23 protein-coding genes are annotated in these 25060 nt (G+C 66.7%); 16 read left to right on the top strand and 7 right to left on the bottom strand.

The features are described from left to right. Nucleotides 1–33 precede the first annotated feature (33 nt). The 8 genes from rsmA (at nt 34) to QFZ53_RS16255 (ending at nt 8884) form a co-directional block, all read left to right on the top strand. Complete coding sequence (gene rsmA, locus QFZ53_RS16290; protein ID WP_307298197.1) at nt 34–882, top strand: 16S rRNA (adenine(1518)-N(6)/adenine(1519)-N(6))-dimethyltransferase RsmA; 849 nt, start codon at nt 34–36, stop codon at nt 880–882. Continuing rightward, nucleotides 879–1946 carry an L-glyceraldehyde 3-phosphate reductase gene (gene mgrA / locus QFZ53_RS16285; RefSeq protein WP_307298195.1) on the top strand — a complete coding sequence of 356 codons (1068 nt, stop codon included), beginning with the start codon at nt 879–881 and terminating at the stop codon, nt 1944–1946. Before rsmA ends, mgrA begins: the two co-directional genes overlap by 4 nt. Nucleotides 1947–1953: 7 nt before the next feature. After that, nucleotides 1954–2886, top strand: a complete 933-nt coding sequence (locus QFZ53_RS16280) for a 4-(cytidine 5'-diphospho)-2-C-methyl-D-erythritol kinase (protein WP_292907841.1) — start codon at nt 1954–1956, stop codon at nt 2884–2886. Nucleotides 2887–2954: 68 nt separating this feature from the next. Next, on the top strand, nt 2955–3374 hold the full coding sequence (locus tag QFZ53_RS16275) for a hypothetical protein (protein ID WP_307298193.1): 420 nt from the start codon (nt 2955–2957) through the stop codon (nt 3372–3374). 294 nt (nt 3375–3668) lie between these two features. Beyond that, nucleotides 3669–4682, top strand: a complete 1014-nt coding sequence (locus tag QFZ53_RS16270) for a LacI family DNA-binding transcriptional regulator (RefSeq protein WP_292907837.1) — start codon at nt 3669–3671, stop codon at nt 4680–4682. A gap of 155 nt (nt 4683–4837) precedes the next feature. After that, nucleotides 4838–6358 (top strand): multiple monosaccharide ABC transporter ATP-binding protein, encoded by a 1521-nt coding sequence (gene mmsA, locus QFZ53_RS16265; RefSeq protein WP_307299429.1) that lies wholly within the window; start codon nt 4838–4840, stop codon nt 6356–6358. Beyond that, nucleotides 6355–7704, top strand: coding sequence for a multiple monosaccharide ABC transporter permease (gene mmsB / locus QFZ53_RS16260; protein WP_292907835.1), 1350 nt, complete (start codon nt 6355–6357; stop codon nt 7702–7704). The genes mmsA and mmsB overlap by 4 nt, the downstream gene beginning before the upstream one ends. 61 nt (nt 7705–7765) lie before the next feature. Further along, nucleotides 7766–8884, top strand: coding sequence for a substrate-binding domain-containing protein (locus QFZ53_RS16255; RefSeq protein WP_307298189.1), 1119 nt, complete (start codon nt 7766–7768; stop codon nt 8882–8884). Nucleotides 8885–8975: 91 nt separating this feature from the next. Here the strand turns inward: QFZ53_RS16255 and QFZ53_RS16250 are convergent, their stop codons facing one another. The 3 genes from QFZ53_RS16250 to QFZ53_RS16240 form a co-directional block, all read right to left on the bottom strand. Continuing rightward, a complete protein-coding gene (locus tag QFZ53_RS16250) occupies nt 8976–9503 on the bottom strand; it encodes a hypothetical protein (protein WP_307298185.1) in 528 nt (175 codons plus the stop codon). 239 nt (nt 9504–9742) lie between these two features. Continuing rightward, on the bottom strand, nt 9743–10282 hold the full coding sequence (locus QFZ53_RS16245) for a hypothetical protein (RefSeq protein ID WP_307298183.1): 540 nt from the start codon (nt 10280–10282) through the stop codon (nt 9743–9745). A gap of 55 nt (nt 10283–10337) precedes the next feature. Next, nucleotides 10338–11819, bottom strand: a complete 1482-nt coding sequence (locus QFZ53_RS16240; protein ID WP_307298180.1) for an HNH endonuclease signature motif containing protein — start codon at nt 11817–11819, stop codon at nt 10338–10340. Nucleotides 11820–11931: 112 nt separating this feature from the next. On the opposite strand from QFZ53_RS16240, the gene QFZ53_RS16235 reads away from it, so the two are divergent. The 7 genes from QFZ53_RS16235 to QFZ53_RS16205 all read left to right on the top strand — a co-directional run bounded on the left by QFZ53_RS16235 (nt 11932) and on the right by QFZ53_RS16205 (nt 19845). Then, nucleotides 11932–12714, top strand: coding sequence for a hypothetical protein (locus tag QFZ53_RS16235; RefSeq protein ID WP_307298178.1), 783 nt, complete (start codon nt 11932–11934; stop codon nt 12712–12714). Nucleotides 12715–12718: 4 nt separating this feature from the next. Beyond that, the gene (locus QFZ53_RS16230; RefSeq protein WP_307298176.1) at nt 12719–13435 is read left to right on the top strand and encodes an alpha/beta hydrolase; all 717 of its coding nucleotides are present in this window, start codon (nt 12719–12721) and stop codon (nt 13433–13435) included. 6 nt (nt 13436–13441) lie between these two features. Next, nucleotides 13442–15250, top strand: coding sequence for an ABC-F family ATP-binding cassette domain-containing protein (locus tag QFZ53_RS16225; protein ID WP_307298175.1), 1809 nt, complete (start codon nt 13442–13444; stop codon nt 15248–15250). 66 nt (nt 15251–15316) lie between these two features. Further along, nucleotides 15317–17032, top strand: coding sequence for a Na+/H+ antiporter (locus tag QFZ53_RS16220; protein WP_307298173.1), 1716 nt, complete (start codon nt 15317–15319; stop codon nt 17030–17032). A 123-nt stretch (nt 17033–17155) separates the two neighbouring features. Then, nucleotides 17156–18067 carry a MetQ/NlpA family ABC transporter substrate-binding protein gene (locus tag QFZ53_RS16215; protein ID WP_292907817.1) on the top strand — a complete coding sequence of 304 codons (912 nt, stop codon included), beginning with the start codon at nt 17156–17158 and terminating at the stop codon, nt 18065–18067. 75 nt (nt 18068–18142) lie between these two features. Continuing rightward, entirely contained in the window at nt 18143–19186 is a 1044-nt protein-coding gene (locus QFZ53_RS16210; RefSeq protein ID WP_307298170.1) for a methionine ABC transporter ATP-binding protein, read from the top strand. Beyond that, nucleotides 19186–19845 carry a methionine ABC transporter permease gene (locus QFZ53_RS16205; RefSeq protein WP_307298168.1) on the top strand — a complete coding sequence of 220 codons (660 nt, stop codon included), beginning with the start codon at nt 19186–19188 and terminating at the stop codon, nt 19843–19845. Before QFZ53_RS16210 ends, QFZ53_RS16205 begins: the two co-directional genes overlap by 1 nt. Nucleotides 19846–19889: 44 nt before the next feature. On the opposite strand, the gene QFZ53_RS16200 is transcribed toward QFZ53_RS16205, so the two are convergent. Further along, the gene (locus QFZ53_RS16200) at nt 19890–21071 is read right to left on the bottom strand and encodes an epoxide hydrolase family protein (protein WP_307298166.1); all 1182 of its coding nucleotides are present in this window, start codon (nt 21069–21071) and stop codon (nt 19890–19892) included. Nucleotides 21072–21128: 57 nt separating this feature from the next. Here QFZ53_RS16200 and QFZ53_RS16195 point away from each other — a divergent pair, with 57 nt between their 5' ends. Beyond that, nucleotides 21129–22112 (top strand): helix-turn-helix transcriptional regulator, encoded by a 984-nt coding sequence (locus QFZ53_RS16195; RefSeq protein WP_307298164.1) that lies wholly within the window; start codon nt 21129–21131, stop codon nt 22110–22112. Here the strand turns inward: QFZ53_RS16195 and QFZ53_RS16190 are convergent. From QFZ53_RS16190 to QFZ53_RS16180, 3 genes are read right to left on the bottom strand one after another with little or no spacing between them, the layout of a single operon-like run. Beyond that, nucleotides 22099–23166 (bottom strand): winged helix DNA-binding domain-containing protein, encoded by a 1068-nt coding sequence (locus QFZ53_RS16190; RefSeq protein ID WP_307298162.1) that lies wholly within the window; start codon nt 23164–23166, stop codon nt 22099–22101. The two genes, QFZ53_RS16195 and QFZ53_RS16190, sit on opposite strands and share 14 nt — an antisense overlap. Further along, nucleotides 23163–24077 (bottom strand): pseudouridine synthase, encoded by a 915-nt coding sequence (locus QFZ53_RS16185; RefSeq protein WP_307298160.1) that lies wholly within the window; start codon nt 24075–24077, stop codon nt 23163–23165. Before QFZ53_RS16185 ends, QFZ53_RS16190 begins: the two co-directional genes overlap by 4 nt. Nucleotides 24078–24103: 26 nt before the next feature. Then, nucleotides 24104–25042: a GlxA family transcriptional regulator gene (locus tag QFZ53_RS16180; protein ID WP_307298159.1), complete on the bottom strand. Its 939-nt coding sequence runs from the start codon at nt 25040–25042 to the stop codon at nt 24104–24106. Between the last annotated feature and the right edge of the window lie 18 nt (nt 25043–25060).

Genomic DNA, 25060 nt, shown 5'->3' with positions numbered 1-25060 from the left:
AGAAGACTACTGAGGGTAGGGGACAATGGAGCAATGACCGTCACCCTCCTCGGCGCAACCGAGATCCGCAGTCTTGCCGCCGAGCTCGACGTCACTCCCACCAAGAAGCTGGGCCAGAACTTCGTGGTCGATGCGAACACCGTGCGCAAGATCGTGTATGCGGCGCGCGTGCAGCCCGGCGAGCACGTGGTCGAGGTCGGTCCGGGTCTCGGTTCGCTGACTCTCGCGATCCTCGAAGCGGGAGCATCGGTCACCGCGGTCGAGATCGATCACCGCCTCGCCGCCCGCCTTCCGCGGACAGCGGCCGACCACGGCGTCGAGCCGGGCATGCTGACGGTGGTCGACGCCGACGCGCTGCGCGTGACCGAGCTTCCGGGAGAGCCGACAGTGCTGGTGGCGAACCTGCCCTACAACATCTCCGTGCCCGTGCTGCTGCACTTCCTCGAGACCTTCGATCACCTGCAGCGCGGCGTGGTGATGGTGCAGGCCGAGGTCGCCGAGCGCCTCGCCGCGAAGCCCGGCTCGAAGATCTACGGCACCCCGAGCGTGAAGGCCGCATGGTACGGCGAGTGGAAACTGGCGGGCACAGTGTCTCGCCAGGTGTTCTGGCCGGTGCCGAACGTCGACAGCCTGCTGGTCGGATTCGACCGGGCCGCAGGCGAGCGCGGGTCCATCGACGAACGTCGGCGCACCTTCCAGATCGTGGATGCCGCCTTCAACCAGCGTCGCAAGATGCTGCGGCAGGCGCTCTCGGGCATCTTCGGCAGCTCGGCGGCGGCCTCCGAGATCCTCGAGGCGGCGGGCGTCGCGCCGACCGCCCGCGGCGAAGACCTGACGGTCGACGACTACCAGCGCATCGCAGGGGCTAATCTGGCACGGTGAGACCCTCGCCGCGCTTCAGCCCTGACGTCCCTGAGATCCACCGGCCCTACGCCGCCGCGGAGAGTCGCTACGAGCAGTTCGACTACCGCCAGGTCGGCACGTCTGGCCTCTACCTTCCGCCGATCTCGCTCGGCCTGTGGTGGAACTTCGGCGACAACATCCCGCTCGACAACCAGCGCGCCCTGCTGCGGCACGCCTTCGACCGCGGCATCACGCACTTCGACCTCGCGAACAACTACGGACCCCCTTACGGATCTGCGGAGAAGAACTTCGGACGCATCTTCGCCGAGGACTTCCGCCCGTACCGCGATGAGCTGATCATCTCGTCGAAGGCCGGCTGGGACATGTGGCCGGGACCCTATGGCGACTACGCGAGCCGCAAGTACATCCTCGCGAGCGCCGAGCAGTCGCTCACGAGCATGCGCCTCGACTACGTCGACATCTTCTACTCGCACCGGGTCGATCCCGTCACGCCCATCGCTGAGACCGTCGGCGCCCTCGACACTCTGGTGCGGCAGGGCAAGGCGCTCTACGTGGGCATCTCGTCGTACAGTGCCGAGCGGACGGCCGAGGCCGTCGCGGTGGCTCAGGAGCTCGGCACCCCGCTCGTGATCCATCAGCCCGCGTACTCGATACTCAACCGCTGGATCGAAGACGGGTTGACCGAGACCCTCGAGCAGTCAGGCCTCGGTGCGATCGCATTCACGCCGCTGGCGCAGGGGCTGCTCACCGACAAGTACCTGGGAGACGGCACGGCCGAGCGCGCGCAGAAGCGCCGCTCGCTGTCGGACGAGCCGTTGCCCGAATCCGCAGTGCACGCCCTGCGCGCGTTGAACGACATCGCGCGGGAACGCGGGCAATCCCTCGCTCAGCTCGCGCTGCAGTGGACGCTGCGCAATCCCGTCGTCGCTTCGGCCCTTGTCGGCGCTTCGCGACCCGAGCAGCTCGATGAGAACATCGCGGCCGTGAACGGTGCGGCTTTCACCGCCGACGAGCTCGGGCGCATCGACGAACTCGCAGGTTCCATCGACGTCAATCTGTGGGCGAAGTCCTCGGATCTGTGAGCCGGGAATGAGCGTCTTGTCGTCGATCGGAGCCGTGCATGTGCGTGCGCCGGGGAAGATCAACGTGTATCTCGGCGTCGGGGGGCGCCACGACGACGGCTATCACGCGCTCGCGACGGTTTTCCAAGCCGTCTCGCTCTATGAAGACGTGATCGCCAGACCGGCATCCGACTTCTCCATCACCGTGTCGGGGCTCGACGACCCCGACTCCGTGCCGCTCGACGATCGCAATCTGGCGATGCGCGCCGCGAAGCTGCTGGCCGCAGCAGCCGACTACGACGGCGGCGTCGCACTGGAGATCCGCAAGAGCGTCCCGGTGGCCGGCGGCATGGGCGGTGGATCGGCGGATGCTGCGGCGGCGCTGGTCGCGTGCGACGCGCTCTGGGGAACCGGATTCTCGCAGACCCGGTTGCACGAACTGGCCGCACGCCTCGGAGCGGACGTGCCGTTCGCGCTGCATGGAGGCACCGCCGTCGGCACCGGCCGCGGCGATCAGCTGAATCCCGCGCTGGCGCGCGGACGCTTCGACTGGGTGCTGGTGACCAGCGAAGAAGGACTCTCGACGCCGCTCGTCTACGAGCGTCTGGATGTGCTGCGCGAGCAGGAGGGAGCGTTCGCCGACGATCCACCGCTGTCTCTCGATGTTCCGGTCCCGGTGCTGCAGGCGCTGCGTTCAGGAGACGCGGAAGAGCTTGCCGGGAGTCTGTTCAACGACCTGCAGGCCGCCGCCGTGGACGTGCGTCCGGATCTCGACGAGACCATCCGGCTCGGCGTGAGCTCGGGGGCGCTGCAGGGGATCGTCTCCGGTTCGGGCCCCACCGTCGCTCTGCTGTGCGCCGACCCAGAGGGTGCTCAGCAGGTGCAGGCGGCGCTGCGCGATCGCGGCCTCGAATCGCTGCATGTGCATGGGCCGGTGCCTGGAGCCCGAATCATCTCCTGAGATCCGTGATCGGTAGACGTCGGCCGTTCCATAGCGTGGCGGTACGTCAACCACCACAGGGAGCGATCATGGGACTGTTCAACCGCAAGTCGGCGCAGGAGCGTCAGGAAGAGGCCATGCAGATGGCCGATGACATCGCCGCAGGCCGCGGGTTCATGGGAAAGATGACCAAGGCGTTCATGGGTCTCGAGTTCACCGAGGCCATGCAGCAGGCGACATCGTCGATCCATCAGGCCGAGCACGTTGCGGCGCTGCGCGCGGCCGGGGTGCCGACGCAGCCCGCGACGGTGCTCGGGATGCAGGACACCGGGCAGACGATCAATGACAACCCCAGCATCGTGCTCACCCTGCAGGTCGGAGACCAGGCGGTGGCCATCCACGCCTTGGTGTCGCGGCTGGAGATCCCGCGGGTGGGGGAGCAGGTTCAGGTGCTGGCCGACCCGCAGACGGGGAGCCTCCTCTATGCGGGGCTGGCGGCGCGCGGCTGACGCCGAGACGCACCGCGCCCTCTCAGGATTCGGGTTCCCGGGAGGGCGCGAGTCTCCGTGAAGGAGGCGATACATCTGCTGTCGGTTCCCCAAAAATCCGGCAGACAGCCCCAGCTGCATATCGAGGGTAACCCCGATCAACCTTGTCCCCCAAATGGGGGACAAGGTTTTTTGCTGAGAGGTTGCTGGGAGGAGGCGCAGGAGCCCTGCTCGGCGAGACGCGAATGCGCACGAAGCGTTCTGTGTACATAATGGGGGTGTTCTATGTGACCGTGCACATGCGAGGAGGCTGTGATGTCGACGGCTTCAGAGCGCGGGAGGATGCCGAGCATCCGCGACGTGGCGCGGCTGGCGGGGGTGTCGCATCAGACGGTGTCGCGCGTCTTGAACGATCATCCGAGCATCCGTCCGGAGACCAAGGCGAAGGTGCTCGACGCGATCTCGGTGCTCGACTACCGGCCGAACCTCGCGGCCCGCGCGTTGGTGACCAGCAAGTCGAACATGCTCGGCATCCTGTCGGCGACCGTGGGGGAGTTCGGTCCCACGTCGTCCATCGTGGGGATCGAGGATGCAGCGCGCGAAGCGGGCTACTCGGTCTCGACGCTGAACCTCTCGGCGACCACTCCCGAGGCGATCGGCCAGGCGCTGCGCCAGCTCTCCCGTGAGCAGGTCGACGGCATCGTCGTACTCGCCCCGCAGGTGCGGGTGTTCCATGTGCTGCGCGGCATGGCGGTCGACATCCCGTTCGTCACGCTGCAGACCGCATCCGGGTCCGACGGCGTCAGCCACTCCGCCGACCAGGTCGCCGGTGCGCGGGCGGCCACAGAACACCTGATCTCCCTGGGCCACACCGACATCCTCCATCTCGCGGGGCCGCAGGACTGGATCGAGGCGGAGTCGCGGATGCGGGGATACCTCGAAGCGCTGCGTGACGCCGACCTGCCCACATTCCCGCCCATCCGCGGCGACTGGACGGCGGACTTCGGGTTCTTCGCAGGTGAGGAGTTGTCGCGCAGACGCGACTTCACCGGCATCTTCGTCGCCAACGATCAGATGGCGATCGGACTCATGCACGGATTCCGCGTGTCGGGCGTGCGGGTGCCCGCGGATGTGAGCGTGGTCGGGTTCGACGACATCCCGGTGGCCGCTCACGTCGCGCCGTCGTTGACGACCGTGCATCAGGACTTCACCGAGCTCGGTCGACGGGCGGTGCGCATCCTGCTCGCACAGATCCGCGGCGAGGCCGTGCCGGAGTTCGGGCCGCTGCAGACGACGCTGCGTCTGCGCGAGTCCTCGGCGATGCGATAAAGAGCACGATTCGATCACGGGCTTGACACTGCCCCGTGGAACGTAGACCATATAAACCAATGTGAACGGTCACATGGAAGATGACCGCGAAGGCGCGAGGAAGATCCGTGAGCACCACAGCAACGTTGCCGGTCGTATCAGGCCCCATCTTGGAGATGCGCAGCATCACCAAGGAGTTCCCCGGGGTCAAGGCACTGTCCGATGTCTCGATCACCGTTCGCTCCGGCGAGATCCACGCGATCTGCGGCGAGAACGGTGCGGGCAAGTCCACCCTCATGAAGGTGCTGTCGGGTGTCTACCCGTTCGGCACCTACGACGGCGAGATCCTGCTCTACGGGCAGGAGCAGCGCTTCAAAGACATCGCGGCCAGCGAAGCCGCGGGCATCGTGATCATCCACCAGGAACTCGCGCTGATCCCCGAGCTGTCGGTCACCGAGAACATCTTCCTCGGCAACGAGATCCGCCGGGGCGCCCGCATCGACTGGCAGGCGCAGAAGCAGCGCGCCGTCGAACTGCTCGCACGCGTGGGCCTCAACGAAGATCCCGACGTGGCCATCAAGACCCTCGGCGTCGGCAAGCAGCAGTTGATCGAGATCGCGAAGGCGCTCAACAAGGACGTCAAGCTGCTCATCCTCGACGAGCCGACTGCGGCGTTGAACGAGAACGACTCGCAGCACCTGCTCGACCTGATCCTCGGCCTCAAGGCCAAGGGGATCGCGTCGATCATCATCAGCCACAAGCTCAACGAGATCGAGCAGATCGCCGACGAGATCACGATCATCCGCGACGGACGCACGGTCGAGACGCTCGACATCTCCCGGGGCGAGATCAACGAGGACCGCATCATCCGCGGCATGGTGGGGCGCTCGCTCGAGAGCCGGTACCCCGACCGCACGCCGAACATCGGCGAGGTGTTCTTCGAGGTCAGGGACTGGTGGGTGCAGCATCCGAGCGTCTCCGAGCGCATGGTCGTGAAGGGCTCGAGCATCAACGTCCGTCGCGGCGAGGTCGTCGGCATCGCCGGCCTGATGGGCGCCGGACGCACCGAGTTCGCGATGAGCATCTTCGGCCGCTCCTACGGCAACTTCCTCTCCGGCACCCTGATCAAGGACGGACGGGAGATCGTGCTGCCCGACGTCGCCTCGGCCATCAAGCACGGGCTCGCGTACGTGAGCGAGGACCGCAAGGTGCTCGGACTCAACCTGCTCGACACCATCAAGAGGTCGACCGTGGCGGCGAAGCTGTCGAAGATCTCCAAGCACGGCGTGGTCGACTCGCGCGCCGAGTACGCGGTCGCGGAGGAGTACCGCAAGGCCATGCGCATCAAGACCCCGTCCGTGGAGGAGGGCGTCGGGAAGCTGTCCGGAGGGAACCAGCAGAAGGTCGTGCTGGCGAAGTGGATGTTCACCGATCCCGACCTGCTGATCCTCGACGAGCCGACCCGTGGCATCGACGTCGGCGCCAAGTACGAGATCTACGCGATCATCAACCAGCTCGCAGCTCAGGGCAAGGGTGTCATCGTCATCTCCAGCGAGCTCCCTGAACTGCTGGGAATCTCCGACCGCATCTACACCGTTTTCGAAGGCCGGGTCACCGACTGCATCCCGGCCGATCAGGCAACTCCGGAGGCCCTCATGCGCAGCATGACCTCCTCGAACCAGAAGGCTTCCGCATGAGCACCGACACTTCGCAGACGTCGTCGTCATTCCACTTCCGCGACATCACCAAGATGTTCGGCGGCGGTCAGTCCAAGCTGCGCCAGTTCGGCATCCTCGGCAGCCTGATCGTGATCCTGGCGCTGTTCCAGCTGCTCACCTTCGTCGTCAAGGGCACGGGACTCACACTGTCGCCCGAGAACCTGATCAACGTCGTCAACCAGTACTCCTACATCCTGATCCTCGCGATCGGCATGGTGATGGTGATCATCATGGGCCACATCGACCTGTCGGTCGGCTCGGTGGCGGCGTTCACCGGCATCATCGTCGCGAAGTCGATGGCGGAGTGGAACCTCCCCTGGCCTCTCGCGATCGTGCTGGGCATCGGCGTCGGCATCCTCGTCGGTGCTTGGCAGGGCTTCTGGGTCGCCTACGTCGGCGTCCCCGCGTTCATCGTGACGCTGGCCGGAATGCTGTTCTTCCGCGGTGCGAACCAGTTCATCGGACAGTCCACCACCATCCCTGTCCCGCCGGGATTCCGGGTGATCGGTTCCGGATACCTGCCCGAGCTCGCACTGCCGCTGAACTTCAACGTGCTCACGATGGTCCTCGCCCTGCTCGGCGTCGCGTGGATCGTGTTCTGGGAGATCCGCACCCGCGGAGTGCAGAAGAGGATGGGCTCCGTCAGCGCGCCGCTCTGGGTGAGCGTCATCAAGGTCGTGCTGATCTCGGCCGTGATCCTGGTCGCGGGCTGGCTGTTCGCCACCGGCCGCCCGGGCACCAGCTTCCCGGTCTCGGGCATCATCCTGCTCGTGCTCGTCATCCTCTACTCGTTCGTCACCAACAACACGGTGTTCGGCCGCCACATCTACGCGGTCGGCGGCAACCGCCAGGCATCCCGTCTGTCCGGCGTGAAGGACCGCTGGGTCGACTTCTTCGTGATGATGAACATGTCGGTCCTCGCGGCTCTCGCGGGCATGATCTACGTGGCCCGCGCGGCGGCGTCCGGTCCACAGGACGGCAACGGCTGGGAGCTCGACGCGATCGCGTCGGTGTTCATCGGCGGCGCTGCGGTCTCGGGCGGTATCGGCACGGTCATCGGGTCGATCATCGGTGGTCTCGTGATGGCGTTCCTCAACAACGGCCTCGCCCTCATGGGCGCCGGCGCAGACGTCGTCTCGATGATCAAGGGCCTCGTGCTGCTGTTCGCCGTCGCGGTCGACGTATGGAACAAGCAGCAGGGTCGACCCTCGCTGACCGGTTTCATCATGCGCCGGTTCGCGTCGAAGGAGACTCCGGCCGTTCCGCCGCTCACTCCCAACCAGACCTACGAAACCCCCGCTGTCGACAAGACGAGCGGCAAGTAGCGCGGATTCCCCGCGCATGGCTCGCGCAGAGAATCTGTCCCTCACCAGAGAAAGAGATCGCATGAAGAAGATCATCGTCACAGCGACAGCGCTTGTCGCAGCGGCAGCCTTCACCCTCACCGGGTGCTCTTCGGAGCGCGGCGGCGGCACCGACGGCGGCACCGAAACGGCGGCCACGAAGGGCTTCGCTGCGGATGCCACGATCGGCGTCGCGCTTCCCGACAAGACCAGTGAGAACTGGGTCCTGGCCGGTCAGCTGTTCACCGACGGCCTGGAGAAGGCCGGTTTCAAGGCCGACGTCCAGTACGCTCCCGCGTCGAACACGGTCGCCGAGCAGCAGAACCAGATCCAGGCCATGGTGACGGGTGGCGCGAAGGTCATCATCATCGGCGCGAAGGACGGCAAGCAGCTCGCGACCCAGGTCGAGGATGCCCAGGCCAAGGGCGTCACGGTCATCGCGTACGACCGTCTGATCGAGAACACGGAGGCCGTCGACTACTACGTCGCGTTCGACAACTTCAAAGTCGGTGAACTGCAGGGCAACGCTCTGCTCGACGGTCTCGAGGCGCGCGCCGGCCACGCGGCTCCCTACAACATCGAGCTGTTCTCCGGTTCTCCCGACGACGCCAACTCGAAGGTCTTCTTCGACGGCGCCATGAGCGTGCTGCAGCCGAAGATCGACGACGGCACGCTGAAGGTCGTCTCCGGCCAGACCGAGATCGCGCAGACCGCGACCGAGGGCTGGAAGGCTGAGAACGCTCAGCGCCGTATGGACTCGCTGTTGACCGCGTCGTACGGTTCCGAAACGCTCGACGGCGTCCTGTCTCCGAACGACACGCTGGCTCGCGCCATCATCACCTCGGTCACGGGTGCAGGCAAGCCGGCTCCGGTCGTCACCGGTCAGGACTCCGAGGTCGAGTCGGTCAAGTCGATCATGGAGGGCGTGCAGTACTCCACGATCAACAAGGACACCACGCTGCTCGTCGAGCAGTCGATCAAGATGGTCCAGCAACTGCAGAAGGGCGACAAGGTCGACGTCAACGACACCGAGTCGTACGACAACGGCGTGAAGGTCGTTCCGGCATACCTGCTCGACCCGGTCATCGTGACCAAGGAAAACGCCGCTGAGGCGTATGCGAACGTCCCGAGCCTGCTCGAGATCGTGAAGTCCTACCAGTAAGCGGTTCCGACACCGCGGGCGGGCCGTCCGGACCTTCGGGTTCGGGCGGCCCGCCCTTTTGTGTGCGAGGCGGGGGCAGACGGCTTGGTAGTCAGCAGCCGGGCGCGGTGGGCTTCTCGGTGCACGTGTGGGCGACGAGGGCGGTGTGGGCCTCGAAGATCTGGATCTGCTGGACGGGACCGTCGCTGGTCAGCTCGCCGCTGATTGGATACCAGCCCAACCCGAAGTCAATTTCTGCCGTATAGCGGATATCGACGTCGGCATCGTAAGTGCCGCGATCCGCATAGACGTGGCTAGTTTGAGTGGGCGTGAACTGCGCCTGGCCGAGCTCCGCCCAGGACATGCCGGCCGACGTCACAGTTGCGGTGCTTCCATCGCCGTAAGTGTATTCGTAGGCAACCGGAGTGAAGCGGACGGTGAGTGGGACGTCGAAGAGCGTACCCGTCTGCGTGTGAACGGCTGCTGCAGCGAGGAAGTTCGCGGGCATATCTGCGATACCCGCGTTTCCGGGTTCCACGAGGAGGGAAGTGGGTTCAGGGGTGAAGGACGCGAGGTCGGTAATCGTGATCGTGGGGGTACCCGCGGTCGTTTCATCTGTGCGCTGGAAGATGTAGTCCACGCATCGGCCGCTGAGATATGTGACGCAAGGAGGTGCCGGTGCGTCCGTGTTCGAATCCGACGATGTGTCCGTGGTTCCGTCGGTGCCGACGTCTTGGTGAGTGCCGGATATCTCGAGGACTGTTCCGTCCGATGTACCGCAGAGGCCGGCGGCAGCGAGATTTGCGTCGCATCCGGCTGCCATGTAGATCGGTAGACCGAGCGGCGATACGAGAAGGCCGCCCATCAAGACAACTGCGCTCAGCATTCGGTGCCCTCGGCTAGATCAGACCCTGAAATGACAAGCTTCGAGCCGGAGGAGATGAACTCGACATTGAGGGGAACGTGTGCTGGGCGATCAGGGGGAGTGACGTCGGCGTCGGACACGTTGAGGACTACCGTGGCGCTCACATCTAGGCACACAAGAGCACCAACGATCACTTCACTGGGCTGGAGGTCAACGGCATTCCCAGAGAACTTCAGAACGCGGCTGTCACCCACGATGCGCAACTCCTGCGCCTGGAGCTTGTTCGAGGTATCAAGGCTTCCGTCCAGCGCCTCGCCGATGAGATAGCTCAGCGGATCGACAGTGTGGTCGCCTTCGCGCTCGGAGTTCACCGCATCTGTGTACTCCCGATAGACCTTTTCCGCCGCCGCGAAGGCTTCCTCCTCGCTGGCGAAGGCCGCAGTGGGTGTCGGAGTGGGTTCTGGCTCTGGCGTGCACCCTGACAGGACCGCGACCATCAGCAGTGCAGCGCCGATTCCGGCGAGGGCGTGGGATGCGGTCCTGTGCGATGTCACCCCGAAACGGTAACCCGGATCGGGGTGACAGCGGGAAAGTTATCCACAGGTCGTCTCAGAACGGCGCCCGCACACGGTCGACGAAGATCTCGACGGAATCGCACGGCTCGGACGTCTCTGAAGTGAACACGACGGTGTTCGGTGGCGGGGGAGTGTCGAGGTACGTGCGGCCAGTCGGACTCGTCCATTCGAGCAGTCCGCCCGACCGGTGTCTCACATGCCAAGGAGAGGCGTGTTTCAAGGTGTGATGTCGCCGGCAGAACGCGCTCAGATTTCCTTCGCTGGTGGATCCGCCCGTGGAGGCGGCGTCATTGTGGTCGAGATCGCATTTGCGGGCGGCGAGCCCGCACGTGGGGAACCGGCATCGTTGGTCGCGGGCTCGAAGGTGACGCTTGAGCTGTTCCGGCGGCCGGTATCGGTCTGCGGCGAGCACGGCACCAGAGACAGGGTGCGTGAGAACCCGGTCCCAGCCAGGAGTGGTCCCGGCGAGGAGGCGTGCCGTGCGCGCGTCGATCGGCACCGCGCCGTCGAGGATCGCGGGCGGAAGGCCGTCGATCGTGGGGCGTTTCGTCTCGTCGCTGCGCTCCTCGCTCAACGACCGAGCGTCGATATCAGGGGTGCCAGCGGTAGCGCGTTTCGTCTCGCTGCGCTTGCTCGACGGCGGGGAATCTCTGTGACCGGCATTCGCTCCGAGATCCTGACCCATCAGAGTCATCACGGGCACGGTGATCTCGATCCGTCCACGGATCTCGCCGAGCAACCCGTCTGCGATGTCGTGACCCGCAGGCGAGCCGGTGAGCACGAGATCAGCGAGCAGGTCGGCGCGGATCTCGTCGACCGAGCGAGCGTCGGGTGTGAAATCGCCGTCGATCACCCGCGCCTCTTTCGCCGCACGCAGGTTCTCAGAGCGGATCTCGTGGGCCATCTGCGACAGCCGATCCATCATCGCGTGCACGAGCACGGCAGGTCCGTGCAGGGTGAGGTCTGCCATCGCGTCGTCCTGATCGCGGGCCCACACTCGCCGCTGCGATCGCGCTTGGCGGTGGCGATCATCGACCGGGAGCTCCTGGAACCGTTCGACGATGCGTCGGGCGAGCGGGCGCAGCCTGTTCGGGGACTCGACCTCGGCCAGCGGCAGCACGGCGGCCGCGTAGGCGTCGCGCTGAACGGCATCGATCAGCTGCGCACCCGTCTCGATGATCACATGCGCGTGCGCCGCGGCGATGCGACCGGCGCCCTGCGCCGCCCACACAGTAGGAAAGCCGTCGACCAGGCAGGAGGCCTCGGCGATCCGCCGCTCCACCGTGCGGTCGCTGACCCGCAGCCGCTGCCCGATCTCGGCAGCCACCGTGCGCATCGTCATGTCGCCGCCGTCGGAGTGGTCGCCCTGCTTCGCGATGTCGACGGCCATCCGCCCCGCCAGGGCGAGCAGGCCGTCACGCGCCGCCATCATGGCGTTCACGGTCGCGTCGGCCGCGGCGAGCGACTCGACCAGATCGGCGAGAGTCGCCATCTGGGAGTCGGTTGCGTCGATCATCGCGTCCATGAGTCCAGTACACCAGGTGCCACGGACATTCGAACGAAGATTCGAGGCGATCGCAGGCCTCGATGATCACAGAACGATAACGACCTTCGCGTAGGGTGGCTCCATGTCGCCGTCCCCGCCTTCCGGTCGTGCCCTCGCCGATTTCGGTGCATCCGAGAACGACCTCGAGAACCTTCCCGGTGGGAGAGGGCTGACCTGGCGCTCTGGCCCTCTCATCCTTCGACCCTCGGGCGGCGATGCTGAGACCGTCTGGAAGGCGGAGATCTTGGCTGAACTCCGTCACAGTGCCGAATTCCGCACCTCCAGACCGATTCCCGCGCGATCAGGCGGATGGACCAGCGACGGCTGGGAAGCCTGGCAATGGCTGCCCGGCCAGGCCGACGAACGCCGTGTCGCAGACGTGCTCCGCGCCGGAGCAGCCTTCCACGCCGCACTCGCCCCGCTCCCACGCCCCTCGTTCCTCGACCTCGCCGACGACCCCTGGGCGAGGGCAGACCGGATCGCGTGGGAAGAAGAGCCCCTGCCTGACGACGGCGTGGTGCGCCGTCTTGCGGCGGCGTTCCGCCCGGTCTCGGACGCATCGCAGATGATCCACGGCGATCTGCTCGGCAACGTGATGTTCGCGCAGGGGCACCCGCCGGCGATCATCGACTGGGCGCCGTACTGGCGGCCGACCGGATACGCCGATGCGATCGTCGTGGCCGACGCGGCGTGCTGGCACGGATTGGCCCCCGAGCGCATGCACGAGATGCTCGGCGGCGACGGCCGATACCTCATCAGGGCGCTCGCGTTCCGCATCACGACGTTCCAGCTCCTCGGGGTGTGGGACGCGCAGCTCGAGGAGCGGCATCGGCGGGTCGTCGACGTGGCGCTGCGGGAGGAGTGATCGGATGCTGCTGCGCACCGTCGACGTCGGACACGGCGACAAGACCGCGCTCCTGCTGCACGGGCTGATGGGATCCGCCGAGAGCTGGTGGCGCGTCATCCCTCTGCTGGTCGAGCACGGCTACCGCGTGCTCGCCATGGACCTCCCGGGGCACGGCCTCTCGCCCCGCGACCCCGATCTCACGATGGCGAAGGCCGCGGCATCCGTCACCGCGACCCTCGAGGCACGAGCACCGCAGCGTCCGCTCCACGCGATCGGCCACTCCTATGGCGCCACGGTGCTCGCCGCCGCCGGACTCGACGCCGAGGTGACCGTATACGTCGACTCTGCCCTGTCGTTCACGGGCGGCGACGACCGTACGCGGCTTATCGAGCGGTACGAGAGCGACCGCCGTAATCGGCAGGATCCGGCGTGGCTTCGCTCCTCCCGCCCGTTCTACACCGCGAAGGATGCCGAGGTCGAAGCCCGTGCCGCGACCTGCTTCGACCCGGCGACCAGCGCGTCGATCTCGTGCGGAGACGATGTCGTGCTGATGCCCCGGGAAGGGGCGATCCTCGTGCACGCCGAGCCGAGCAACTGGGTCACCGACGATGACAAGCACCGCTTCGCCGAGCAGGGCGTGAGCGTACGCGGGATCCGCTCCGCCGCCCACACCGTCTGGTACAGCCATTTCGACGAGTTCACGGCATCCGTGCCCGAGGTGTTCGGCGAGTACCCTTGATATGACATGGCACATCTTCTGGGAGCCGAAGCGCTTCACCTCGAATACCCGACCAGAGTCGTCTTCGACTCCGTCACCCTCGGCATCGAGGAAGGGGATCGCATCGGCATCGTCGGCCGCAACGGCGACGGCAAGTCCAGCCTGCTCGGCATGCTCGCCGGCTTCAAGGAGCCGAACTCGGGCCGAGTGACGGTGCGCGGTGGCACCACGATCGGAGTGCTGAGCCAGGCCGACACTCTTGCAGATGACGTGACGATCAGTCAGGCCGTCGTGGGCGACATGCCTGAGCACGAGTGGGCGGGCGTCGCACGCATCCGCGACGTCATCGAAGGGCTGCTGAAGGATCTGCCCTGGGATGCCGAGATCGGCTCGCTCTCCGGCGGCCAGCGCCGTCGGGTCTCGCTCGCGAAGCTGCTCGCAGGGGACTGGGACGTCATCGCCCTCGACGAGCCCACCAACCACCTCGACGTCGAAGCCATCACCTGGCTTGCCGGACACCTCAAGAAGCGGTGGTCGGCGAACTCCGGAGCGCTCATGGTCGTGACCCACGACCGCTGGTTCCTCGACGAGATCTGCACCGAGACGTGGGAGGTGCACGACCGCATCGTCGAGCCCTTCGAAGGCGGCTACGCCGCGTACATCCTGCAGCGCGTCGAGCGCGACCGGATGTCGGCGGCCACGGAGGCGAAGCGGCAGAACCTCGCCCGCAAGGAGCTCGCCTGGCTGCGCCGAGGCGCGCCCGCTCGCACGAGCAAGCCGAAGTTCCGCATCGATGCGGCCAATGAGCTCATCGCCGACGTCCCGGAGATCCGCGACAAGGTCTCGCTGCAGTCGCTCGCCGTGTCGCGCCTCGGGAAAGACGTCGTGGATCTCCTCGACGTCGGCGTCACCTACCCCTCGACAGGCTCGGGGACCCAGGAGAAGGTCGTCCTGCGTGACATCGAATGGCGCATCGCGCCGGGCGAGCGCACCGGCATCCTCGGTGTCAACGGCGCCGGCAAGTCCACTCTTCTCGGCCTGATCGCAGGCAGCGTCGAGCCCACGGTCGGGCGCGTGAAGCGCGGCAAGACCGTCAAGGTGCAGACGCTCACGCAGCGCCTCGACGAGCTCGACCAGCACTGGAACGACCCGGTACGCGTGATCATCTCGGGCCTGCGCACCTCGTACACGATGGGCGCCGGATCCAAGGCGCAAGATCTCACGCCGGGGCAGCTTCTCGAGCGGCTCGGGTTCGACTCGGCCCAGCTCTCGACTCCGGTCAAGGATCTCTCCGGTGGCCAGCAGCGGCGACTGCAGCTGCTGCTCGTGCTGCTCGATCAGCCCAACGTGCTGATCCTCGACGAGCCCACCAACGATCTCGACACCGACATGCTCGCGGCGATCGAGGACCTGCTGGATTCGTGGTCGGGCACGCTCCTCGTGGTCAGCCACGACCGGTACTTCCTCGAGCGCGTCACCGACCAGCAGTACGCGATCCTCGATGGACGTCTGCGCCACCTCCCCGGCGGCGTCGACGAGTACCTCCGCCTCCGGCATCTGCAGGACGCCGAGCCTGCGAGGGCGGCCTCCGCGAAGACCGCGCCCCAGGGACTCGACGGAGCCGCGCTGCGCACGGCCCAGAAGGAGGTCGCCGCCCTCGAGCGGCGCATCCAGAAGCTGACCGAGAAAGTGGATGCCGCCAAGCGCGCGCTCGCCGACCACGATCAGGCCGACTACGCAGGTCTTGGCGAGAAGATGAAGTCGATCGGAGATACCGAGGCCGAGATCGAGGAGCTGGAACTCCGGTGGTTCGAGCTCACCGAGGAGATCGGCTGACCGGCTCCGCCTGCGGGGGAACGCTGTGGGGGAATATCCTTCAGACACCACTGTTGAGAGGTTGACATGGAAGGCCTCGAAGTCACCGTCCTGCTCGGACTCACGATCCTCGCAGGCACGCTGCTCGCGCCACGCATCCGGCTCGCTCTGCCGCTGGTTCTCGTGGTGTTCGGCCTGCTCCTCGGATTCGTCCCCGCGCTGCGCGAAGTGCAGCTGCCTCCGGAAACGGTGCTGCTGCTCTTCCTGCCGGTGATGCTGTTCTGGGAGAGCCTGACGACCTCGCTGCGTTCGATCAGGCGAGACTTCCGCTACATCCTCCCGATGAGCACGCTGCTGGTGGTCGCATCGGCCTTCGCGGTCGCCGGCGTCGGCGTCCTGCTCGGGATGCCGTGGGAGATCGCCCTCATCCTCGGGGCCGCGGTCGCGCCCCCGGACGCGACGGCGGTGGCGGCTCTCGGTCGTCTGCTGCCCCGACGCACGTTCATGAAGCTCAAGGCCGAGAGCCTCACCAACGACGGAACAGCGCTCGTGCTCTACGCGATCGCGATCTCGCTCGCGGTCGGGGGGAACGTCACCCCGTGGAGCATCACCTGGACCGTGCTCGTGTCGTACGTCGGCGGCGTCCTGGCCGGCGCCGTGATCGCCGCGCTGGCGTACCTGCTCCTTCGTCAGGCGACGCGCACGGCCGTCATCAACGTCACCCTGCTGCTCGTGCCCTTCACCGCGTTCCTGCTGGCCGAGATCATGCACGCCTCGGGAGTGCTCGCCGTGGTCGTCGCGGGCCTCGTGATCGCCTACGTGTCGCCGCGCATCACCACCGCGTCGTCTCGGCGGCAGTCGGAGGCGGCCTTCCCGTTCGGCGTCTTCCTCCTCAACGGGGCGCTCTTCGTGCTGATCGGCCTCGAAGTGCAGTACGTCGTGCACGAGATCTCGGCGGCCGCGGTCGGCCGACTGGTGCTGACCACCCTCGCCGTGTGGGTCGTGCTTCTCCTGGTGCGCTACTTCTTCCAGCTGTTGAACGTCCTCTTCCAGAGAGCGCCCGGGCCTCGGCCTCCGCGAGGACTCCGCTCGCGGATGCGGCTCGTCTCGACCGTCGCGGGCATGCGCGGCGCCGTGTCGCTCGCGATCGCCCTGTCGGTGCCTGTCGAAATCGGGGGAGCGGGGCGCGACGAGATCGTGGTCGTCACCGCAGGAGTCATCCTGCTCAGCCTTCTCGTGCAGGGGCCGCTGCTGCCTGCGGTCGTGCGCTGGGCGAGTCCGCCGTCCGACACGGCGGAGATCGAGGAGTACGAGCTCGCAGAACGCACGATCTCAGGTGCCGCCCTCGCCGCGCTCGACGATCTCGCGACCGAGCACGGCGTCGGCCAGGAGGTGCTCGACCGCGTGCGCAGCGAGGGCTACATGATGCTGGAGTACGCGAACGCGCGAGCCCTGGCCCGGGAGCAGGCCGTCGTCGACGCCGAGGCGAACGTCCTCGACGCGATGCTCGACGAACCCGACCCCTACGACGGAGGGGGCCTCGAGATGGTCGACTCGGATGCCGCGGGCAGCGGCTCCCTGCAGATCATCGCGACCTCGACGGCCGTCGACCTCGCACAGCGTTCGCCGCTCATCCGCCACGAGGAGCACACCCGCCTCAAGCTCGCCCTGCTCGATCGCAAGCGCGAGGTGCTGCTGGGCCTTCGTCGCTCGGGCGCGGTCGACGACATGGTGGTCCGTCGCATCTCTGCGCGCCTCGATCTCGAGCAGGTGCGGCTGCAGGGCATCGAGGAATTCGACTGACCCTTCGACAGGCTCAGGGACCCAGGGTGGGTCGAGCGCTGTGACGTCATGTGACACTCGATTCCATCGGATGCCTGACGCCTGCCTACCGTTGAAGAGTCCCCCAAGAGAGGAACCCTTCACATGACCCGTCGCACAACGTCCATCATCGCCGCGCTCGCCGCGGTCCCGCTCTTCGTCGCCCTCGCGGGCTGCGCGACGGCATCCGAATCCACCGGCTCCGGCTCGGGCGAGTCGACCGAGAACGAGACCGTCAAGATCGGCGTCGTCGGCAAGGGCGACGCGCAGTGGGCGCCGTTCGTCGAGGCCGCCGCAGACGAGGGCATCACAGTCGAACTCGTCGACTTCGGCTCCTACGAGCAGCCGAACCCGGCGCTCACCGAGGGCGAGATCGACCTCAACCAGTTCCAGCACATCGTCTACCTCGCCGAGTACAACGACGCCTCCGGTGAGGACCTGGTTCCGATCGGCTCCACCGCGATCTATCCGCTCGGCCTCTACTCGACGAAGTACGACGATGTGAAGGACATCCCCGAGGGCGAAACGGTCGCCGTGCCCGACGATGCCTCGAACCAGGCGCGGGCCCTGCTCGTGCTGCAGTCGGCAGGTCTCGTCGAGCTCAAGAGCGGCGGCACGATCTTCTCCGACCTCGCTGACGTCGACACCGACAAGTCGAAGGTCAAGATCACCGCTCTCGAGGGGGCGCTCATCCCGACCTCGCTGCCCGACGTGGCCGCTGCGATCATCAACAACGACTTCGTCGAGGACGCCGGGCTCAAGTTCGAAGACGCGATCGCGCAGGACGATCCTGAAGACCCGAACGCGCTGCCGTACGTGAACATCTTCGCGGCGCGGGCCGAGGACGCCGACAACAAGACCTACCAGAAGCTCGTCGAGATCTTCCAGACCAACGAGGACGTGCAGGCAGGCCTGCTCGAGTCTTCCGGGAACACTGCCGTCGCGCTGCAGATCCCCGTCGAAGACCTCGTGGCGTCGCTGAAGAAGGTCGAAGCAGACACGAAGGACAAGAAGTAGCAGCACGACTGAGAGAATCGGGTGGCGCACCGCGCCACCCGATTCTCCGTTGGCAGCAGTAGACCGGAGCCGCACATGCCGATCGTCACCCTCTCGAATGTCTCGAAGGCGTATCCGTCCCGTTCGCCCGGTTCCGGCGACGTGGTCGCCGTCGACGATGTCACGCTGTCGATCGAGAAGGGCGATGTCTTCGGCATCATCGGCTATTCCGGGGCGGGCAAGTCCACCCTCGTCCGTCTGATCAACGCCCTCGAACCGGCGACCGCCGGCACCATCACCGTCGACGACGTCGACATCACGGCCCTCACCGAGCGCGAGCTGCGCAAGGTGCGCGGCGGCATCGGCATGATCTTCCAGCAGTTCAATCTGTTCGCCTCGAAGACGGTCAAGGCGAATGTCGCCTATCCGCTCGCTCTCGCTGGCTGGTCGAAGGCCGACATCGAGGCCCGGGTCACCGAGATGCTCGGCTTCGTCGGGCTCGCGGACAAAGCCAGGGCGTACCCCGAGCAGCTCTCGGGCGGACAGAAGCAGCGTGTCGGCATCGCACGAGCTCTCGCGACCGGGCCCGCGATCCTGCTCGCCGACGAGGCCACCAGCGCCCTCGATCCGCAGACCACGCACGAGGTGCTCGACCTCTTGAAACGCGTGAACGAGGAGCAGGGCGTCACCATCATCGTGATCACGCACGAGATGGATGTCATCCAGACGATCGCGACCAAGGTCGCTGTGATGGAGCGCGGGCGCGTGATCGAGCAGGGCGACGTGTTCGATGTGTTCTCCGCACCGCAGAACCCGGCATCCCAGCGCTTCGTGGGCACGGTCGTCAAGGGCGTGCCGTCGCCCGCCGAGCTTGCGGTGCTGCGCGAGCGTCACGGCGGGAGGATCGTGACGTTCTCGTTCCGCGACGGCGACTCCTCGCAGGCGCAGGTCTTCCTCGACCTCGCGGGAGCAGGACTCGACTTCGAGCTCATCTACGGCGGCATCAACGACATCCGCGGACGCGCGTTCGGTCACCTGACCCTCGCGATCCGCGGCGGGGCGTCCGTGATCGACCGGGCGCTCGCGAGCATCGCCGAACGCGTCGAAGTGACCGTCATCGCGGAAGAGGAGGTCCGCTGATGGATCGTCTGAACGAACTGTGGCCCGAGCTGTGGAAGTCCGCGCTCGAGACCCTGTACATGACGTCCTTCGCCCTCGTGCTCGGCGGCGTCCTCGGCCTCGCGATCGGCGTCGTCCTCTACGTCACCCGCCCCGGTGGTCTCGCGGAGAACCGGGCCGTCGCCGTCGTCGCGAATCTCGCTGTGAACTTCTTCCGGCCGATTCCGTTCGTGCTGTTCGTGGCGGTCGCCCAGCCGTTCGCCCGCTTCGTGGTCGGCACCGGCATCGGCACCACGGCCGGCGCCTTCATGATCGGCCTCGCAGCGGCCTTTGCGATCGGCCGGATCGTCGAGCAGCACCTGGTGTCGGTCTCGCCCGGGGTGATCGAGGCGGCTCGCTCGATGGGAGCAGGCCCGTGGCGCATTCTGTTCACCGTCGCGATACCCGAGTCCCTCGGGCCGCTCATCCTCGGCTACACGTTCATCGTCGTCGCTCTGATCGATATGACCGCGATGGCAGGTCTCATCGGCGGCGGCGGTCTCGGCGCCTTCGCGCAGATCTACGGTTTCCGGCAGTTCGAACCGGTCGTGATGTGGACGGCGATCGTCTTGATCGTGGTGTTCGTGCATCTCGTGCAGCTGCTGGGCACACGCCTCGCACGCAAGGTCATGCGGCGCTGAGCAACGGACGGCCGCCCGGGATGGAGCGGCCGTCCGGTGCGATCTCAGCGCAGCGGTCCGAAGAATTCGCGAAGGTCGGCGACCAGCACGCCGGGCACCTCCATGGCGGCGAAATGCCCACCCACCTCATGCTCCTTCCAGAACACGATCTGATCGTTGTCGCGTTCGGCGAAAGCGCGAATCGAATGGAAGTCGTTCTTGAAGACGGAGACGCCAGTGGGGGTGTGGTTGACGCGCGCCGCGATGCCGTCGCCAGCGTTGAAGCGCGCATCCTCTTTGTACTGCCGCGCGGACGAGCCCGCTGTGTTGGTGAACCAGTACAACGAGACGTGGGTGAGGAGCTGATCGCGGGTGAGCGCGGTCGGGCGGTCGAACGTCGCCATCAGTTCATTCCACGCCAGCTGCCCCACCGGCGAATCGGCGAGCGCGTGAGCAAGCGTCTGCGGACGGGTGGACTGCAGCGTCGCGAACGCCGAGATCTCGCCGAAGTCCTTCAGGATCTCGAGCGCTTCGAAGTCCTTCGGGCCGAGCTTCTCGAACTCCATCGGATCCCCGCTCGGGAACGAGAACAACTGCAGGACGTGCGTGCCCACCAGCCCCTCGGGGGCGAGGATGCCGAGCTCACGCCCTACCAGGGAGCCACCGTCGCCGCCGTGCGCTCCGTACCGTTCGTATCCCAGGCGCTTCATGAGAGTGTCCCAGGCCGCTGCCACTCGCGCCGAACCCCAGCCCGGCTCTGTCACCGGACCGCTGAACGTATACCCCGGGAAGCTCGGCACGACGACATGGAACGCGTCCTCGGCTCGTCCGCCATACGCCACCGGATCCACCAGCGGCCCGATCATGTCGGCGAACTCGGCGAACGATCCGGGCCATCCGTGCGTCAGCACGATCGGGAAAGCGCTGGGCTCCGCTGAGCGGACGTGCAGGAAGTGGACGGGCTGCCCGTCGATGGTCGTCATGAACTGCGGGAAGGCAGCGAGCCGTGCTTCCACGGACCGCCAGTCGAATTCGTGCCGCCAGTACTCCGCCATGGCGCGCACCTGGGTGAGGCTTGCACCGTACACAGGATCGGCTCCGGGCGCCTCAGTCGTGTATCGGGTGTTCGCGAGGCGGTCGCGCAGGTCGATGAGGTCATGTTCGGGGATCGAGAGGGTGAACGGGGTGATCCGCTCATCGGTGGGGACGGTGGTCTGGAGGGTGCCGTTCGGCTCATTGTTGATCATGGCTCTACGCTAGAAATCAATACGGAAGGATAGCTTCCGCATCACGAAGGAGCTCGGGTGAATCAGACAGCGACGCGCGTGCTCCAAGTGCTTGCGCTGCTCCGGCAGCGGCAGGCTTGGACCGCCACGGAACTGTCCCGGCGCACAGCCGTGTCGACGCGCACGATCCGTGCCGACATCACTCGCCTACGTGAACTCGGTTACGTCATCGATGCCGCTGCAGGTCCCGACGGAGGCTATCGGCTCGACCGCGAGACCGACCTGCCGCCGCTCATGCTGGACGACGACGAGGGCATCGCCGTCGCGATCGCCCTGCGTCAGGTGACGACGAACTCCGTGGCGGGCATCGAGAAAAGCGCGGCTCGGGCGCTCGCGAAGCTGGAGAACGTGTTGCCTGCGCCGCTCGCCGCCCAAGTGCGCGCGATGGAGGTTGCGACCGCGCCGCAGACACGAGATCGAGGTGCTGACGTCGAGACGGCTGTGCTCGCCACCATCGCCCGCGCCGTGCAGGATTCAGAGTGGCTGCGATTCGAATACACGCCATTCCAGGGCGACAGCTCAGTGCGGCGCGTGGAACCGCATCGGCTGGTGAGTTGGGGGCGACGCTGGTATCTCGTGGCTTTCGACCTCGATCGTGATGGATGGCGCAGCTTCCGGGTCGATCGCATATCACTGCGCCCGCCGACCCGCCGCCGCTTCACACCGCGGGAGCTTCCTGACGACGACGTATCCGGCTATGTGCTTCGCGGTGTCGCCTCGGCCGGATGGCGGTTCCGAGCCCGGGTGCTGATCCATGCGCCAGCCGATGTCGTGGCGGACAGAATCGATCCCTCGGTCGGCCTGGTCGAGGCGGTCGATGACGGGCATTGCATCCTCGCGACCGGAGCGGATCACCCGATGACGGTTGCTGTCCACCTTGCGTTGCTCGACCAGCCGTTCACGGTCGACGGCCCGCCGGAGTTGTGCGATGCCATCATGACCCTCGCAAAGCGCTATGCCGAGGCGACGATTACACCCGAGCACACGCTCAACCCGACGTGAACTCGAGCACCGGCTCGACGCCGAGAAAAGCGGCGCACCGAGCGGCTGCATCCTCGATCTCGTCGCGCTCGCGTGAACCGATCCCGCGGTACGGCGACAGAGTGAAGACAGCCTTGGTGGCGCTCACGCTGCGCCGCATGCCGGCCACGAGCTGGCCGTCGCAGAGCACCATGCCGATCGACGCCTCACGCGTCCTCGGCACGACGCCCTCGGCATCCAGCGCCCAGCGGGAATCCTGATATCCCCGATACATCTCGTCGAGAACCTGCAACAAGTGCGCACGACCCCGATCAGCGATCGGGCCAGTCGGCGGAGCATGCCAGTACATCAGGCCGTCATGCTCGAAAGCCTCCAGCCGTTCCGAGACAGCGGCGATCCCACGACGCGCATCCGTCAGTGTGAGGGTCGCCCAATACGCGAGGTCGCGATCTGTGGCGGGTCCGTGAGACGAGAGATAGCCGAGCGCCAGGTGGGCAAGCGCCGCGTCGCGGTCCATTGCTGGTGCAGGCGGTACCCGGTCGGCCATCAGGGCAAAGGTGTGTCGACCGTCGCGCGGCTCGCCGCTGGAGAGCAGACAGCTCAGCTCGAGTCGCCCCAGCAGGAGAGTCAGCTGCGACGACGGCACATCGAGTCCGCTTTCCGCGAGCGCAGCGCCGATCTCGGCACGCGTGAGGCCCGGGCTGTCGGCGACGGCGTGTTCGATCGCATCGGTGAGAGCGGTCATACGATCGGCCGACGGCTGCAGCTGCCGGTCGAAGACGGGCAGCACGCGCGGGGCGGTGAGCGCAATCAGCCAGCGGATGTCGTCCACGTGCACGTAGTGCCAGGTCGGGCGCAGCACGTGTGTGCGCACGACCTTTCCATCTGTCAGCGCCTCCGCCAGGTCGCTCGCGTGGGGAGCGAGCGTTCGGGTCGCGACCGCCCATGCCGACTGTGCAGGGTTCTCTGCCTGGACGGCGAGCATCGTGCGCACGGCCGTCTCGGCATCTGCGACCGGCATCTCGAGGAGCTGGGTGCGCAACCGCCACCGTGCGATGTCGTGCAGCGTCGTCATGCCACCCCCTCCTTCAGAGTCCTGGCCGTCCTGAACTCGCGCGGGGTCCCGCTCAGCGGGTCGACGAAGTGCAGCTCGCGCGCGAGCAGCTGGAGCGGGCGCTCGAAGTCGTCGGGCGCCTCCGGCAGTAGTACGGGATAGAAACCGTCGCCCCGGATGCCGAGCCCGAGAGCTGCGAGATGGACCCGCAACTGATGCATCTTGCCGCTGTGCGGGCGCAGCAGGGTGTGCACCGAGTGCTCGTCGGCGGAGAGCAGCTCGATGAGCGTCTCGGAGTTCGGCTCGCGCGCGGTGTCCACCCGCACGCACACCTCGCTGCGGTTCTTCACGATGTGGTTGCGGTAGACGAGAGGGAATGCCGACGGGTCCCAGTCGGAGGGCCGGTCGGAGACCGCCTCGTACACCTTCTGCACCCGACGGTTCTCGAACATCAGCTGATACGCGCCGCGCGTCTCGCGACGAGTCGAGAACATCAGCAAGCCGGCCGTCGCACGGTCGAGGCGGTGGATCGGTGTGAGCTCGGGGATGTCGAGCAGGTTCCGCAGCCGCACCAACGCGGAGTTCTGCACGAACTTCCCTCCGGGGGTCGTCGGCAGGAAGTGCGGTTTGTCGACGACGACGAGATCGCGGTCCTGATGCAGCACCTCGACCTCGAACGGGATGGCCTTCTCGACCGGAGGCTCGCGGTAGTACCAGACGAACTCCTCGGCGCCGAGGGGCGTGTCGCGGCTCAGTGCGCTGCCGTCGCGCGCCACGATCTCTCCGCGGTCGAAGCGCGTCAGCAGTCGCTCACGGTCGAGGTGGAAGAAGCGCTCGATCATGTACGCCGAGACGGTGGGCCAGTCGCCGCTCAACGGCACGTGCAGGCGGGTCGCGCCGACGCCGTCGCGCACGGGGAGGGGGGAGGGCATGCCCATTCGATCAAGCCTACGCGGCTCTACGCCGCGCGGGTGAAGCGCGACCGGTACTGCTGAGGCGCCAGCCCGATCCGCTCGCGGAAGTGCTTGCGCAGTGCTGCCGCCGTCGCGAAACCCGAGCTCGCCGCCACGGCGTCGACGGGCAGATCCGTGGTCTCGAGCAGCTCGCGCGCTCGGTCGACTCTGGCGTCGGCGAACCAGTCGCCGACCGTGCGCCCCGTCTCGGCACGGAATCGCCTCGTCAGGGTGCGCACGCTCATCCCGAAGCGGTCGGCGACCTCGGTCAGCGACAACGGCTCGTCGATCCGGGAGATCAGCCAGTTCTGGATGTCGCTCGCGGAGCCGACGTCGACAGGGAGGGTGATCGTCGGACGCGCGACGAACTGTCGCTGTCCTCCGCCCCGGTGCGGAGCCGCAAGGGTCGCCCGCGAGACCGCGGCGGCGACGGCCGAGCCGTGGTCGCTCGCGATGAGATGCATGGTCGCGTCGACCGCGGCGGAGGCGCCGGCAGCGGTCAGGATCGACCCGGAGTCGACGAACAGCTCATCGGCACGCAGGCGGACGCGAGGGAAGCGCCGGACGAAGTCGTCGGCGGAGCACCAGTGGGTGGTGGCCTCCTTGCCGTCGAGGAGGCCGGATGCCGCGACCGTGAAAGCTCCGGTGCAGTAGCTGACGATGCGCCGATCGGCGAAGTCGCTGAGCCCGATGGGGTCTCCTGAGTTCTCGGCGGCACTCCATGGCGGAACGATGATCGTGTCGGCCGACTCCAGTGCGGTGCGATCGGCGGTCGGCGTGATCGAGAAATCGGCGTTCGTCGGCACCGGTCGGCCGTCCAGCGTGCACGTGGTCACCGAGTACAGCGGTTCGCCCTCGCGCAGCGCGGCACGGAAGAAGCGGGCGGGAATGCCGAGTTCGTAGGGGAACACCCCGGGGAGCGCGACGACGACGATCTTGTGCATGGCTATATCGTGACACAT

Source organism: Microbacterium natoriense (assembly GCF_030816295.1).
Lineage (GTDB): Bacteria > Actinomycetota > Actinomycetes > Actinomycetales > Microbacteriaceae > Microbacterium > Microbacterium natoriense_A.
Note: the sequence above shows the minus strand (reverse complement) of the source record. Positions and strands in the feature narration are given on the sequence as shown.